The sequence below is a fragment of the Pseudomonas sp. BN411 genome, assembly GCF_029871235.1.
Classification (GTDB): Bacteria; Pseudomonadota; Gammaproteobacteria; order Pseudomonadales; family Pseudomonadaceae; genus Metapseudomonas.
In genome coordinates this window covers 254,591-268,491 of record NZ_SSOM01000065.1, presented here as the reverse complement: position 1 = coordinate 268,491, position 13,901 = coordinate 254,591, and the positions used below count along the sequence as shown (strand labels likewise).

13 protein-coding genes are annotated in these 13,901 nt (G+C 63.9%); 9 read left to right on the top strand and 4 right to left on the bottom strand.

Features of this window, described 5'->3' with window-relative positions; translation table 11 throughout:
- Positions 1-3: 3 nt before the first annotated feature.
- From lptC to E8F06_RS11415, 8 genes are all read left to right on the top strand, one after another.
- Positions 4-573 (top strand): LPS export ABC transporter periplasmic protein LptC, encoded by a 570-nt coding sequence (lptC, locus tag E8F06_RS11450; protein ID WP_280367121.1) that lies wholly within the window; start codon positions 4-6, stop codon positions 571-573.
- Complete coding sequence (lptA, locus tag E8F06_RS11445; RefSeq protein ID WP_190827124.1) at positions 560-1,096, top strand: lipopolysaccharide transport periplasmic protein LptA; 537 nt, start codon at positions 560-562, stop codon at positions 1,094-1,096. The genes lptC and lptA overlap by 14 nt, the downstream gene beginning before the upstream one ends.
- The gene (gene lptB / locus E8F06_RS11440) at positions 1,096-1,821 is read left to right on the top strand and encodes an LPS export ABC transporter ATP-binding protein (protein WP_190827122.1); all 726 of its coding nucleotides are present in this window, start codon (positions 1,096-1,098) and stop codon (positions 1,819-1,821) included. Before lptA ends, lptB begins: the two co-directional genes overlap by 1 nt.
- A 147-nt stretch (positions 1,822-1,968) precedes the next feature.
- Positions 1,969-3,465, top strand: a complete 1,497-nt coding sequence (locus E8F06_RS11435) for an RNA polymerase factor sigma-54 (RefSeq protein ID WP_280367117.1) — start codon at positions 1,969-1,971, stop codon at positions 3,463-3,465.
- Between the two features lie 84 nt (positions 3,466-3,549).
- A complete protein-coding gene (gene raiA / locus E8F06_RS11430; RefSeq protein WP_016490962.1) occupies positions 3,550-3,858 on the top strand; it encodes a ribosome-associated translation inhibitor RaiA in 309 nt (102 codons plus the stop codon).
- Between the two features lie 10 nt (positions 3,859-3,868).
- Positions 3,869-4,333 carry a PTS IIA-like nitrogen regulatory protein PtsN gene (gene ptsN / locus E8F06_RS11425; RefSeq protein ID WP_190827118.1) on the top strand — a complete coding sequence of 155 codons (465 nt, stop codon included), beginning with the start codon at positions 3,869-3,871 and terminating at the stop codon, positions 4,331-4,333.
- Between the two features lie 9 nt (positions 4,334-4,342).
- Complete coding sequence (rapZ, locus tag E8F06_RS11420) at positions 4,343-5,200, top strand: RNase adapter RapZ (protein WP_280367112.1); 858 nt, start codon at positions 4,343-4,345, stop codon at positions 5,198-5,200.
- 16 nt (positions 5,201-5,216) lie between these two features.
- Positions 5,217-5,489, top strand: a complete 273-nt coding sequence (locus tag E8F06_RS11415; RefSeq protein ID WP_280367110.1) for an HPr family phosphocarrier protein — start codon at positions 5,217-5,219, stop codon at positions 5,487-5,489.
- 66 nt (positions 5,490-5,555) lie between these two features.
- On the opposite strand, the gene pmbA is transcribed toward E8F06_RS11415, so the two are convergent.
- The gene (pmbA, locus tag E8F06_RS11410) at positions 5,556-6,902 is read right to left on the bottom strand and encodes a metalloprotease PmbA (RefSeq protein ID WP_280367108.1); all 1,347 of its coding nucleotides are present in this window, start codon (positions 6,900-6,902) and stop codon (positions 5,556-5,558) included.
- Positions 6,903-7,046: 144 nt separating this feature from the next.
- Here pmbA and yjgA point away from each other — a divergent pair, with 144 nt between their 5' ends.
- Complete coding sequence (gene yjgA, locus E8F06_RS11405; protein ID WP_280367106.1) at positions 7,047-7,568, top strand: ribosome biogenesis factor YjgA; 522 nt, start codon at positions 7,047-7,049, stop codon at positions 7,566-7,568.
- 18 nt (positions 7,569-7,586) lie between these two features.
- Here yjgA and tldD read toward each other — a convergent pair whose 3' ends face one another.
- From tldD to E8F06_RS11390, 3 genes are all read right to left on the bottom strand, one after another.
- Positions 7,587-9,029: a metalloprotease TldD gene (gene tldD / locus E8F06_RS11400; protein WP_151131940.1), complete on the bottom strand. Its 1,443-nt coding sequence runs from the start codon at positions 9,027-9,029 to the stop codon at positions 7,587-7,589.
- The gene (locus E8F06_RS11395; RefSeq protein ID WP_280367103.1) at positions 9,026-9,880 is read right to left on the bottom strand and encodes a carbon-nitrogen hydrolase family protein; all 855 of its coding nucleotides are present in this window, start codon (positions 9,878-9,880) and stop codon (positions 9,026-9,028) included. Before E8F06_RS11395 ends, tldD begins: the two co-directional genes overlap by 4 nt.
- Positions 9,881-10,080: 200 nt before the next feature.
- On the bottom strand, positions 10,081-13,899 hold the full coding sequence (locus tag E8F06_RS11390) for a YhdP family protein (protein WP_280367101.1): 3,819 nt from the start codon (positions 13,897-13,899) through the stop codon (positions 10,081-10,083).
- Positions 13,900-13,901: the final 2 nt, after the last annotated feature.

The following is a 13,901-nucleotide window of genomic DNA, read 5'->3' as shown; positions in this document are numbered from 1 at the left end:
GACATGCCGAAGAACATCCGCCTGGCGCTCATCCTGATTCCCATTGCAGCGCTATTCATTGCCCTGGGTTACTGGAACATCCGCCCAGAAAGTTTCATGGATCGCACCACCGCGACGGGCAACGACAACGCCATCGACTTCTATGTCGAAAACGGCAAGAGCACCCAGTTCCAGGAAGACGGCAAGCTCCATTACGAGATGACCGCCACGCGCCTCGAACATATGAAGGCCACTGATGTCACACTGCTGACCACTCCCGACCTGCTCCTGCACCGTGGCACTGACTTCCCCTGGCACGTGCAGAGCGAGCGTGGAGAAGTGGGCCCCGAGGGCAAGCAAGTCGAACTGATTGAGAAGGTCCGGGTAGCGCGCACCGATGCCAAGGGACGCCCGACTATCCTGACCACCAGCCGGCTGACCGTGTTCCCCGACCAGGAATATGCGCAGACCCAGCAAGCCGTTAGAATCGAAGCGGCCAATGGGGTGACCACGGCACAAGGAATGAAAGCGTACTTGAATGACAGCAGGATGCTCCTGCAGTCCAACGTAAGAGGCCAGCATGAGGTTCGTTAATACCCTCCCCCTATTGCTCAGCCTGGGCACCGCACTCGGAAGTGCCGCCGCCTGGGCACTGCCCACGGACCGCGACCAGCCGATTCGCGTACAGGCCGATAGCGCCGAGCTCGATGACAAGCAGGGCGTCGCGGTTTACCGCGGCAACGTCGTGATCACCCAGGGCACCCTCAAGATCACCGGCGACACCGTTACCATCACTCAGGACGCCAACGGCGACGTCGAGGTCTTCACCTCGGTCGGCAAGCCCGCGTACTACGAGCAGAAGCCATCAGTCGACAAGCAGATCGTCAAGGCCTACGGCCTGACCATCCAGTACTTCGCCGCCAATGAGCGCATCATCCTGCTCGACCAGGCCAAGGTCGTACAGGAAGGCAACACGTTCGAAGGCGAGAAGATCGTCTACGACACCCAGCGCCAGATCGTGAACGCAGGCCGCGCCACCGGCGGTAACGTGACCACTCCGCGTCCGCGGATCGACATGGTCATCCAGCCGAAGAAGAAAGAGCAGAAAGCACAGTAATGGCGACTCTCAAAGCCCAGCACCTGGCCAAGAGCTACAAGAGCCGCCAGGTGGTCCGCGACGTCAGCCTGTCCATCGACAGCGGTCAGATCGTCGGCCTCCTCGGCCCCAACGGCGCGGGCAAGACCACCTGCTTCTACATGATCGTGGGTCTGGTCAAGGCCGATCAGGGACGCGTCCTGATCGACCAGCAGGACGTCACCCACCAACCGATGCATGGCCGCGCCCGTGCCGGCATCGGCTATCTGCCGCAGGAAGCCTCGATCTTCCGCAAGCTCAGCGTGGCGGACAACATCATGGCGATCCTCGAGACCCGCAAGGACCTCGACCGCGCCGCACGCCGCAAGGAGCTGGAAAGCCTGCTACAGGAATTCCATATCAGCCACATCCGCGACAGCCTCGGCATGAGCCTGTCGGGTGGCGAGCGTCGTCGTGTGGAAATCGCCCGCGCGCTGGCCACAGCCCCCAAATTCATCCTGCTGGACGAACCCTTCGCCGGCGTGGACCCGATTTCCGTCGGCGACATCAAGCAGATCATCCATCACCTCAAGGCGAAGGGGATCGGTGTACTCATCACCGACCACAACGTCCGCGAGACCCTGGACATCTGCGAGACCGCCTACATTGTCAGTGACGGACAACTGATCGCCGAAGGTGATGCGGAAGCCATCCTGGCCAACCAGTTGGTGAAGGAAGTCTACCTGGGCCACGAGTTCCGCCTGTAGTTTCCCGCAACCACGCCTACAAGACGGGTTGCGCGGGCTAGGAAAATCCTTCAAGGTCAGGCATATAATTTGCTTCCTGGTGGCGCCCCGGCGCCCTGTAGTGGATGGCGCGCGAGCGCCGGCGAATAAGGTGCTAAGCCCTCTGCCATGAAACCATCGCTAGTCCTCAAGATGGGCCAGCAGCTGACGATGACCCCGCAGCTGCAACAGGCCATTCGCCTGCTCCAACTCTCCACCCTGGACCTCCAGCAGGAGATCCAGGAAGCGCTCGAGTCCAATCCGATGCTCGAGCGGCAGGAGGATGGCGACGATTTCGACACCTCCGACCCCATGGCCGAAGGCGACCAGCAGCCCAATTCCGGCAGCCAGGAAACCAGTTTCCAGGAGTCCAGCGTCGAGACCAATGCCGAAGCCATGGAAGATGGCGAGTGGCACGAGCGCATCCCCAGCGAACTCCCCGTCGACACGGCCTGGGAAGACGTCTACCAGACCAGCGCCAGCAGTCTGCCGACCAACGATGACGACGAGTGGGATTTCACGTCGCGCACTTCGGTTGGTGAGAGTCTGCAGAGCCACCTGCTCTGGCAACTCAATCTGGCGCCCATGTCCGATACCGACCGCCTGATCGCGGTCACCCTGATCGATTGCATCAACAACGACGGTTACCTCGAAGAGTCTCTTTCCGAGATCGTCGAAGCCTTCGATCCGGAGCTCGGCATCGAGCTGGACGAAGTCGAAGTCGTCCTGCATCGCATCCAGCAATTCGAACCCGCCGGCGTTGGCGCCCGCGACCTGCGCGAGTGCTTGCTCCTGCAATTGCGCCAGCTGCCTCCGGGCACTCGCTGGCTGGCCGAGGCCCAGCGCCTGGCCGGTGACTTCCTGGACCTGCTCGGCAGTCGCGATTACAGCCAGCTGATGCGCCGCATGAAGGTCAAGGAAGACGAACTGCGCCAGATCATCGAACTGATCCAGGGGCTGAATCCGCGCCCCGGCTCCCAGATCGAAGCCAGCGAACCCGAATACGTGGTGCCGGATGTGATCGTCCGCAAGCACAACGAACGCTGGCTGGTGGAACTGAACCAGGAAGCCGTTCCGCGCCTGCGGGTCAATCCGCACTATGCCGGATTCGTCCGTCGCGCCGACTCCAGCGCCGACAACACTTTCATGCGCAATCAGCTTCAGGAAGCGCGCTGGTTCATCAAGAGCCTGCAGAGCCGCAACGAGACGCTGATGAAGGTCGCCACCCAGATCGTCGAGCATCAGCGCGGTTTCCTCGAATACGGCGACGAGGCGATGAAGCCTCTGGTCCTGCACGACATCGCCGAAGCCGTAGGCATGCACGAGTCCACCATCTCGCGCGTGACCACCCAGAAATACATGCACACTCCCCGCGGAATCTACGAGCTGAAGTACTTCTTCTCCAGCCACGTAAGTACTTCGGAAGGCGGCGAATGCTCGTCTACCGCAATCCGCGCCATCATCAAAAAACTGGTCGCAGCGGAAAATCCGAAAAAGCCGTTGAGCGACAGCAAGATCGCTGGTTTACTGGAAGCACAGGGCATTCAAGTGGCCCGTCGCACAGTAGCCAAGTATCGCGAATCCCTTGGGATTGCCCCTTCCAGCGAACGAAAGCGACTGATGTGACGCGGAAATTGACCCACGCCAAAGTGTTCCGGTGGCAGGCCCGTTAGCCTGTCTCTTATACACGGGCAATAAGGAGAAAGCGGTATGCAAGTCAACATCAGTGGACATCAACTGGATGTGACCGACGCCCTGCGCAACTACGTTGTCGAGAAGTTCGACCGTCTGGAGCGCCACTTCGACCGAATCACCAACGTTCAGGTGATCATGCAGGTCGAAAAACTCAAACAGAAAATCGAAGCCACTTTGCACATCGCCGGCGGCGAAGTCGTTGCCAACGCGGAGCATGAAGACATGTACGCCGCCATCGACCTGCTTACCGACAAGCTTGATCGCCAACTGATCAAGCACAAGGAAAAGCAACTAAACCGCCAGCAGGGTGCCACCGCCCGCTGACCCCTCCTCTATGATCCGACTTGAGCAAATCCTGACCCCCGGCCGTTCCCTGGTGAACGTGCCGGGTGGCAGCAAGAAACGTGTACTGGAACAGATCGCCAAGCTGGTCGCTCGCGACCTTCCCGACCTCGACAACCAGGACATCTTCGAAAGCCTGGTAGCCCGGGAGAAACTCGGCTCCACCGGTTTCGGCAACGGCATCGCCATTCCCCACTGCCGCCTCACTGGCTGCACGTCGCCCATCAGTGCCGTGCTGCGCCTTGACGCTCCAGTCGATTTCGACGCCATCGACGGCGCCCCGGTTGACCTGCTGTTCGTGCTGCTGGTCCCCGAAGCCGCCACCGATGAACACCTTGAACTGCTCCGCCAGATCGCCAGCATGCTCGACCGCAGTGATGTGCGCGAGCGCCTGCGCCAGGCTTCCGACAGCACCAGCCTCTACCAGGTGGTAGTGGACGTGCAGAGCGGGCGCTAAGGTTCTTCCATGCGCCTGGTCATCGTCAGCGGCCGCTCCGGGTCGGGCAAGAGTACCGCCCTCGATGTTCTCGAGGACCACGGTTTCTACTGCATCGACAACCTGCCCGCTGGCCTGCTTCCCGAACTTGCCGAACGGACCCTGCTGCACACCGAACTACTGGAACCCCAGGTCGCCGTGTCCATCGACGCACGCAACCTGCCCAGCCAGCTGCAGCGTTTTCCCGAGTTGCTCAGCGAGGCCCGCAATCGCCACATCAAGTGCGACGTGCTGTACCTCGATGCCGACCACGACACGCTGCTAAAGCGTTTCTCGGAAACGCGCCGGCGCCACCCACTGACCAATGACAACCGCTCCCTGGCCGAAGCCATCCGGGACGAGGAAGTGTTGTTGGCGCCCATCGCCGATCTCGCCGACCTGAAGATCGACACCACGCACCTCAACCTCTATCAGCTGCGCGACAGCATCAAGCTGCGCCTGCTGAATCAGCCTGAACCCGGCACTGCTTTCCTGATCGAGTCCTTCGGCTTCAAGCGTGGCATGCCGGTCGACGCCGACCTGGTGTTCGACGTGCGCTGCCTGCCAAACCCGTACTGGAAGCCGGAGCTGCGGGATCATTCGGGACTCGCGCCGGCTGTCGCCGAGTACCTCGCCGGGCAGCCCGATGTCGAAGAGATGTATCAGGATATCCTCGGCTATCTGAGCAAATGGCTGCCGCGCTTCGCCGCCAGCAATCGCGCCTACGTCACGATCGCCATTGGCTGCACTGGGGGCCACCACCGTTCGGTCTACGTTGCCGAGCGTCTGGGGGCGGCGCTGAAACCCAGTTTGAAGAATGTCCAGGTTCGCCACCGCGACCTCAGTTAGAAGGATTGGAAACGCGATGCCAGCCTGCGAGATCACCATCATCAACAAACTCGGCCTGCACGCCCGGGCCGCGGCGAAGTTCGTCGGGGTGGCCGGTCGCTTCCCTTGTCAGATCCGCGTGGGCCGCACTCCCGAGAGCCTGGTGGACGGCAAGAGCATCATGGCTGTGATGATGCTGGCCGCCGGCAAGGGTACTCCCATTCACCTGCACACCGAAGGCGATCAGGATGACGACGCCCTCAATGCGTTGATCGAACTGATCAACAACAAGTTCGACGAAGGTGAATGATCGTCATCTGCTCCAAAGAAAAACGCGCCCCTCTGGGCGCGTTTTTCGTTCTGGAAACAGGCAGCCTCAGCTACCGGCCACCGTCATTTTCTCGATGAGCACCGAGCCGGTACGGATGTTGCCGCGCAGTTCCAGATCGCTGCCCACGGCGAGGATCTGGCGGAACATGTCCTTGAGATTGCCGGCGATGGTCACTTCCTGCACCGGGAACTGGATCTCTCCATTCTCCACCCAGTATCCGGCGGCACCACGGGAATAGTCCCCGGTCACCATGTTCAGTCCCTGCCCCATCAGCTCGGTCACAAGCAGACCGCGGCCCATGCGCCGCAGCAGCGCTGCCTGGTCCTCCTGGCCGTGGCTGACGAAGAGGTTGTGCACGCCGCCGGCGTTGGCCGTGCTGGGCAGCCCCAGCTTGCGCCCGGAGTAGGTGCCGAGGATGTAGGAAACCAGTTCGCCTTTCTCGACGAAGGGCTTGGCGTAGGTCGCCAGGCCGTCGTTGTCGAAGGCAGCACTGGCCATGGCGCGCGGGATATGCGGGCGCTCGTCGATGGACAGCCACTCGGGGAACAGACGCTGGCCCAGGGCGCCTTCGAGGAAGGAGGACTTGCGGTACAGGTTGCCGCCGGAAATGGCGCCAAGGAAGCTGCCAAACAGTCCGGTCGCCAGTTCCGCGGCGAACAGCACCGGTACTTCGCAGGTGGGTACCGGCCGCGCGCCCAGGCGAGCGGCAGTACGTTGGGCAGCGCGGCGACCGATGCTGGCCGGATCGGCGAGCTGACTGCCAATGCGGCTGACGTCGTACCAGTAGTCACGCTGCATCTGCCCCTGCGCCTCAGCGATCATCACGCAGCTCAGGCTGTGACGGGTGCTGGCGTAACCGCCGACGAACCCGTGGCTGTTGCCATACACCCGACAACCCTGATGGGTATTGAGCGTGGTGCCGTCCGCCTTGCTGACGCGTTTGTCGGTCTCGAAAGCCGCCGCCTCGCAGATCAGCGCCTGCTCCACGGCCTGTTCGGGCGAGATCGACCAGGGATGATAGAGGTCGAGTTCCGGCATGTCGCGGGCCATCAGGGCCGCGTCGGCGAGACCGGCGCACTCGTCCTCGGAAGCATGTTTCGCAATGGCCAGGGCTGCAGCCACGGTTTCGCGGATCGCATCCTCGCCGCTCGCCGAGGTGCTGGCCGAGCCTTTGCGCTGGCCGACATACAGGGTGATGCCGAAGCCCTGGTCGCGGTTGAATTCGACTGTTTCCACCTCGCCCTGGCGAACACTGGTGGACAATCCCTGCTCCACTGAAACAGCCACCTCACACGCACTGGCGCCCTGGCGCCGGGCTTCGGCGAGGATGCGTTCGACCCGCGCCTGCAATTCCGGCAATGCTTCCGGGCCGACCACTTCTACTTCACTCATAGCCACTCCAGTTCAAAAATTCTTCGACGCGGCAGGCGCAACCGGGCGCCTTGCCGCACATACCGCGCTCCGGCGGCGCCAGCCGGGCCGGACAACGCGGCCCCGACTGGTTATCATGGCGGCGTTTCCAACTGGACCACCCCCATGTCTGAATTCTTCGACGACGACTTCTCCGGAGAGAAGAGCAAAACCCAGGTCAAACGCGAGCTGCATGCCCTGCAGGAACTCGGTGAGCGCCTGACCACCTTCAAGGCCGACGTGCTGGCCAAGCTGCCGCTGACCGACGCCCTGCAAAAGGCCCTGGCGGAAGCGCCGAAGCACAAGGCACACGTCGCCCGCAAACGGCACATCCAATACATCGGCAAGCTCATGCGCGAGCAGGACGTCGAAGCCATCGTCGCCCTCATCGACCAGCTCGACAGCTCCACCCGCGAGTACAACGAGCGTTTCCACGCCCTGGAACGCTGGCGTGACCGCCTGATCGAAGGTGGCGATGCCGCCCTCGAGAGCTTCGTCGCCGACTACCCGGATACCGACCGCCAGCACCTGCGCGGCCTGATCCGTCACGCCCAGCACGAAGCGGCCCACAACAAACCGCCGGCCGCCGCGCGCAAGGTGTTCAAATACATCCGCGACCTGGACGAATCCAAACGCGGCTTGCGTTGATCCTTCCGGGGGCCGCCATCAGGCCCCCGTCCCACCTACGGTAATCGCGTCGATCTTCAGGGTCGGCTGACCCACGCCCACCGGCACCGACTGACCGTCCTTGCCGCAGGTACCCACGCCACTATCCAGTGCCAGGTCGTTGCCGACCATGGACACCCGGCTCATGGCCTCGGGGCCGTTGCCGATCAGGGTCGCGCCCTTCACCGGGGCCGTGATCTTGCCGTTCTCGATCAGGTACGCCTCGCTGGTGGAGAAGACGAACTTGCCGCTGGTGATGTCCACCTGGCCACCACCGAGATTCGCGCAGTAGATGCCTCGTTCCACCGACGCGATGATTTCCTGCGGGTCGCTCTTGCCGGCCAGCATGTAGGTGTTGGTCATGCGCGGCATCGGCAGATGCGCATAGGACTCACGGCGACCGTTGCCGGTGCGCGCCACCTTCATCAGGCGCGCGTTGAGCTTGTCCTGCATATAACCCTTGAGCACGCCATTCTCGATCAACGTGGTGCACTGGGTCGGGGTGCCTTCGTCGTCGACACTGAGGGAACCGCGGCGGTAAGCCAGGGTACCGTCGTCCACGATGGTGCAGAGGCTGGAGGCGACCCGCTCACCGATACGGCCGCTGTACGCCGAACTGCCCTTGCGGTTGAAGTCGCCTTCCAGACCGTGGCCCACGGCTTCGTGCAGCAACACCCCGGACCAGCCTGCGCCCATCACCACCGGCAGGGTGCCGGCCGGTGCAGGAATGGCTTCCAGATTGACCAGGGCCTGGCGCAATGCCTCACGGGCGTAGCCCATGGCGCGATCTTCCTGGAGGAAGTAACGGTAGTCGGTACGCCCGCCACCGCCGTGCCCACCGCGCTCGCGGCGACCATTCTGCTCGACGATCACGCTGACATTGAAACGCACCAGCGGACGGACATCGGCACCCAGGCTGCCATCGCTGGCGGCGATCAGGATGCGCTCCCAGACACCGGCCATGCTCACGGTTACCTGTTTGATGCGCGGGTCCAGCGCACGGGTGGCGGCGTCGACCTGTTTAAGCAGCTCCACTTTCTCGGCGCGGCTGATCACATCCAGCGGGCTGCCGGAGTCGTAGAGGCGGGTGATCTGTGGACTGGCAAATGCCTGGACCCGGCCCTCCTGCCCGGCTCGCGAAATCGAACGCGCGGCCCGCGCCGCCTGACGCAGGGCATCGGCGGTGATGGCATTGCTGTAGGCGAAACCCGTCTTCTCGCCGGACTGGGCACGCACGCCCACCCCCTGGTCGAGGTTGAAGCTGCCTTCCTTGACGATGCCGTCTTCCAGCACCCAGGACTCGGAAATCTGCCCCTGGAAATAGAGGTCGGCGGCATCGATACCAGGGCCGGCCAGCTCGCCGAGGATCTCAGGCAACTGCTCGATACTGAGGTCACCAGGCGCCAGCAGATGCTCGCTGACGGACAACAAGAGGTCGCTCATAACTTCTCCGTACGCGCCGGCCCGGGAACGGCCGGCGTCATGAATCTTCTGTGGGTGCTCACGGGCATGCGCTGGCGAATGGCCGCCTGTTCGTCGGCGTCACGCTGGGCGAGCAAAACGGCCTCACCTCTGGGCTGTTCAGCCAGCACCCGCCCCCAGGGATCGACAATGGCCGAATGGCCGAAGGTTTCGCGCGGACCGGGATGTATCCCACCCTGCCCCGCCGCCAGCAGGTAGCACTGGGTTTCGATGGCGCGGGCGCGCACCAGCACTTGCCAGTGGGCCGCCCCCGTAACGGCGGTGAAGGCGGATGGCGCGCTGATCAGCTCGGCACCGGCTTCGCGCAGGGCGCCATAGAGTTCGGGAAAACGCAGGTCGTAGCAGACGGTCAGGCCGAGGCGACCCACCGGGGTGTCAGCCACCACCACCTGGGCACCATGGGCGTAATCGTCCGACTCGCGATAGCGACCGCGCGTGTCGGCCACGTCGACATCGAACAGGTGGATCTTGTCGTAGCGCGCGGCTCGTTCGCCGTGCTCGTCGATCAGCAGGGAACAGGCGTTGGCCTTGTCCGCCGGCCGTTCGTCAGGCGGCAGTGGCAGGGTGCCAGCCACTATCCACAGCTTCAGATCACGGGCCGCCTGGCGCAGCCAGGGCAGGATTGGCCCACGGCCTTCAGCTTCGGCACGCCCGAGATCGGCCAGGTCGCGGCGGCCGATGGCCGCGAAGTTCTCCGGCAGCACGGCCAGGCGGGCGCCGCCTTCGGCGGCCTGCTCCAGCAAGCGCCGGGCATCGGCGAGGTTGGCCAGGACATCGTCCTGGCTGACCATCTGAATCACGGCAAGGGACATCGGAATCTCCGCACAAGGCATGGGATGCATGCTAACCCAAGCCACGAAAGCTCGCTTTACTGACCATGTGGAAACTACTGCGCTCGGTGATGCTGCGTTGAAAACAGCCTCAAAATGCTCATTTACAACACGTAAACTGCGCTTTTTCGGCTGTTTTCGCCTTGCCTGACCTTCGCTCGCGACGTTTCCACAGGGTCATTTCAACGAGACTTTTCAAATGGCTTTTCGAAGGTGATCTTGGGGTTCTTCCACGAACCTTCAACCTTGTATTGCACACTGGCGAAGCGCGCCACTTTGTCGCCCAGCAGCTTGTCGACCACGAACAGCGCGCCACCGATGGCAGGCGCCCCGACGATCAGCGCTGCCAGAGGCAGGTTGTTGGTCACCGGCAGGGTTACCAGCAGCTTGGCGTCGATGCGATCGGCGGCAAGGTCCAGGGTGCCGTCGAGCTCCAGGCCACTGGACGGGCCTTCGAGCGTGATGGGTTTACGAGTGACGAAACGCCCATCGCTCCCCACCAGCAATCCCTTGACCCGGTCGTAGGCCAGACCCTTGCCCAGCAGGTCAGAGAAGTCCAGGCGCAGGCGGCGACCGATGGAGTTGAAGTTGAGCAGGCCGAACACCCGCAGAGCTTGCGCACCGCCCTCCACTTCGACGAACTGGCCATTGCGCAAGCCGGCGTCCAGGGAGCCGGAGTAACGCTTGAGACTGACCCAGGCCGGCGACCCCGGCCAGCGCCCGTCGGCATCCAGGCGGAAGCGCTCGCTGGTGGCCGACGGCGCGTAGTTCCAGGCCTTGAGCACATCCGCCAGGTTCTTGCCCTCCATCCGCCCCTTGTACCAGGAGGCACTGCTTTCAGCGGTGCCTTCCCAGCCGGCCGAACCGGTTACTTTCAGGCCCCGCAGATCGAGATCCAGGTCGCTGAAACCCAGCCCTTTGGCATTCGGCCGCGCCTTGAAGGACCAGGCGCCCAGCGGCGAATTCCCCAGCACCACCTGATCGATACGCACATCGAGCGCTGGCACCTGGCGCGGGTCGACACCCGCCAGAGGATCGGGCTTGGCATCGGCCTCTGCTTCATTCTCCGGCGGTTCAGGCAGGCGCACCTGCTTCAAATGGATGGAGATGGGCGCGTCCTTGGCATCCGCCATCGCAACGGTGCCCTGCATCAGGGCGCTGTCCAGGCCGAGGTTCCAGCCACTGGAGGAACGCTCGAGGTTCACCTTGAGGTTCTCCAGGCTCGTGCCGAAGCCCTGGAACCGGCCGATCTCCAGGTTGGCGCTTCGCAGTATGCGAGCCTTCTCGGCGCCATCCTTGGGTGCGTACTGCTTGGCCAGCGCCAGCCAGGGCGTCGTATCCAGTTCCGAGACGCGACCACGAACGCGCAGGCCCTTGTTCCCCGGCAGGGTGGCCGCGCCGCCGCCCAGCACCAGGTCGCCACGCGCCTCGTCCAGTTTGCCAACGGGAGCCGCCAGGGCCAGGCTGGCCAACCCGGCGTAGTCGAGCCAGTAGCGCCGCTCGTCGCCGTCCAGGGTCATGCGCCAGTTGGTGTCGCGACTGTCATCGGCGGTCTTGCCGAACGGAGCCGGCAGATCGACCGCCAGCCCCTTTAGATTGGAATCGATGCGCAGCTGGCTGTCCTTGCCATCAAGGCTCAGGTTCAGGCTGTAGGGCACGGTTCCCGAGGCGGGCAGCGGCTGGGTGACGCCAAGCCAGGTGACAAGGTCCGTCAGGGCAATGCTGCCGTTGGCGAAGATGCGCGAGCGGGCCTTGCCGTCGCTGCCTTCGGCTTGCGCCCTGGCGCGAACCTCTCGTCCGAAGGCCTGGCCACGAATGTCCTGCGCGCTCAGCCCCTTGTCGGTGTCGTAGCGGAAGGAGCCCTTGAGCTGGCTGAGGGCCAGCTCCGGGCGAGCGATTTTCAGCTGCGCGTCGCGGGTAGAGAGATCCACCACCACGTGGGGCGCGTCGCCCTTTTCCAGCGGTATGTCCAGTTTCAGGTTGCCATCCAGGGTACCCTGCCCCTGCCAGCCGGCGAAGACGCTGGCGGTGCCCATTGGTGCTTCCTGGAGAATCTTCAGGCCATCGGTGAAGCTGCTGTCCAGTTTGGCTTCCAGTTGCAGGCGCGGTATCTCCCCGGGCTCCACGTGGGGGACCTCAGCCTCGGCGTCGCTCACCCGGCTGTCGAGGATGCGTCCGTCCGGCACCTTGATCCGCACCCCCGTGTCCTCGATGAACACGTCGCCACGAGCCTCACGCAGCTCCGGCCAACCGGGCTGATAGGCCAGCTTGGCGTCGTGCACCTTGAAGAACAGGCTGAGGGAACGGGCGGACGGATCAGCGCCATGGGCCAGCGAGCCCTGGTACTGGAAGATGCCTTCATCCACCGCACCGCCCTTGATGGCTTCCTTAAGCCACTTGGACAGCGCCGGGCTCATCCCCGGCGAAAGCGTGGGCAGGTACTTCTCGGTGTATTTGGCATCGCCGTCGCGCAGGCCGACGCGCAGGTCCATGTAGTCCTCCGCCTCGGGGTCGCGCATCAGGCGGATCAGCATGTCGCCGGCGATGCTGCCCTCCTCGCCCTCCAGCCGCATATACGGGCTGGCCAGGGTGAAGGCGGTGTCGTCCAGGCTCCAGGTCAGGCGTGCATTGGCTTCGCGGTAATGCCAGGCCTTGGGGAAGAGATGGTCGAGGTGCAGGGCGAAGTCGTTCGAATCCAGGCGCAGTTCGCCCTGGTACAGGTCACCTGCCAGGCTGCCGCTGACGTTCTCGACCGCCGGCGCACCGTGGTAAGCGTTGAAGCCGACATCATCCAGGTTGCTGCTGAACTCCAGGCGCTTGGCGCCTTCCTGCCCTGGGCGGTAGTGCAAGCTCAGGTTGCGCAGGGCGCCCCTGGGCTTGAGGCCAGCCACCGCGGCTGCGGCCTGCTCGGGCAGTGGCACCAGTGCGTCGACTACTGGCAGCAGAGGCGCCACGTCGAGACGATCGACGCTCAGCGACCATTCGGGTTGCTCGCCCGCCTTGTGGTCGAGGCGCAGATGAACGTCGCCCCAACGCTGCTTGCCAATATCAGCGGCAAGGGAGTCGATCAGAACCTGGAAACCTTCGTCGGTACGGGTGAAATAGGCATTCAGCCCCAGGTTGTTGAGGGTCACGGCCTTGCGCTTGGCATAGGCACCGCGCGCCTCGGGCACATGCAACCTGGCGACCGCGCGCTGCAGGCCGCCCTTGGCCCACTCACCCCAGAGCTCCCCGCCGGCCTGCAGGTGCTGCAGGTGCCACTCGCGGGTCAGGCTGGCAGGCAGCCACTGCGCCCAGTCGGTTTGCGGCAGGCTCAGATAGAGTTCGGCATCACCCTGCAGCCAGGCCTCGGTATTGAGCCGGGTGCGCAGCCGCAGAGCCAGGGGCTGCCCGTCCGGCAATGCGAGACGGCCGTCGAGCCGCTGACGGCTGCCAGTGGATTTCAGGCCGAGGCTGATCCCATCGAAGTGGGTCGGTTCCTGCCCGTGCGGCGCCAGGGTCAGCCGGCTGTTCAGCACCGATACATGGCCGACCTGCCGCAGCAGGTCACGCAACTGCCGGGGACCTGGCAGCGGCTTGTCGGAGCCGGCGGCGAATCCTTGCAGATGCCATTTGCCGGCTTCGTCCTGGTTCAGGGTCAGTTGTACGCCGTCGAGTTCCAGGCGGGCGATGCGCGGTTGCTGAGCCATCAGGCTGCCCAGTACATCGGGCACCACCCTGAGCTGCTCCAGGCGCAGGGCACCGTCGCCCTCCCCCAGGAGCACATCATGGGCGATCAACAGCGGCGACAGCCCGTGCCAGCGCCCTTCGAGGGCGCCGATCTTCAACGGTTGCCCCAGCGCGGCAGCGGCCTTTTCTTCCGCCTCGCCACGATACTCGGCCACCAGGGGCACGAGCTCGCGCCCCAGGCTGACGTAGAGTGCAGCCAGCACCAGGACCAGGGCGCAAAGCCCCAACGACCAGCGCAGGATGCGCATCAACCAGCGGGCAAAGGCGTCCACTC

Coding starts and splice junctions, on each gene's coding strand:
- E8F06_RS11395 (WP_280367103.1), bottom strand. CDS start 9,880: ATGTCCCTTGCCGTGATTCAGATGGTCAGCCAGGACGATGTCCTGGCC.
- lptA (WP_190827124.1), top strand. CDS start 560: ATGAGGTTCGTTAATACCCTCCCCCTATTGCTCAGCCTGGGCACCGCA.
- E8F06_RS11435 (WP_280367117.1), top strand. CDS start 1,969: ATGAAACCATCGCTAGTCCTCAAGATGGGCCAGCAGCTGACGATGACC.
- tldD (WP_151131940.1), bottom strand. CDS start 9,029: ATGAGCGACCTCTTGTTGTCCGTCAGCGAGCATCTGCTGGCGCCTGGT.
- raiA (WP_016490962.1), top strand. CDS start 3,550: ATGCAAGTCAACATCAGTGGACATCAACTGGATGTGACCGACGCCCTG.
- ptsN (WP_190827118.1), top strand. CDS start 3,869: ATGATCCGACTTGAGCAAATCCTGACCCCCGGCCGTTCCCTGGTGAAC.
- pmbA (WP_280367108.1), bottom strand. CDS start 6,902: ATGAGTGAAGTAGAAGTGGTCGGCCCGGAAGCATTGCCGGAATTGCAG.
- E8F06_RS11415 (WP_280367110.1), top strand. CDS start 5,217: ATGCCAGCCTGCGAGATCACCATCATCAACAAACTCGGCCTGCACGCC.
- rapZ (WP_280367112.1), top strand. CDS start 4,343: ATGCGCCTGGTCATCGTCAGCGGCCGCTCCGGGTCGGGCAAGAGTACC.
- lptB (WP_190827122.1), top strand. CDS start 1,096: ATGGCGACTCTCAAAGCCCAGCACCTGGCCAAGAGCTACAAGAGCCGC.
- lptC (WP_280367121.1), top strand. CDS start 4: ATGCCGAAGAACATCCGCCTGGCGCTCATCCTGATTCCCATTGCAGCG.
- yjgA (WP_280367106.1), top strand. CDS start 7,047: ATGTCTGAATTCTTCGACGACGACTTCTCCGGAGAGAAGAGCAAAACC.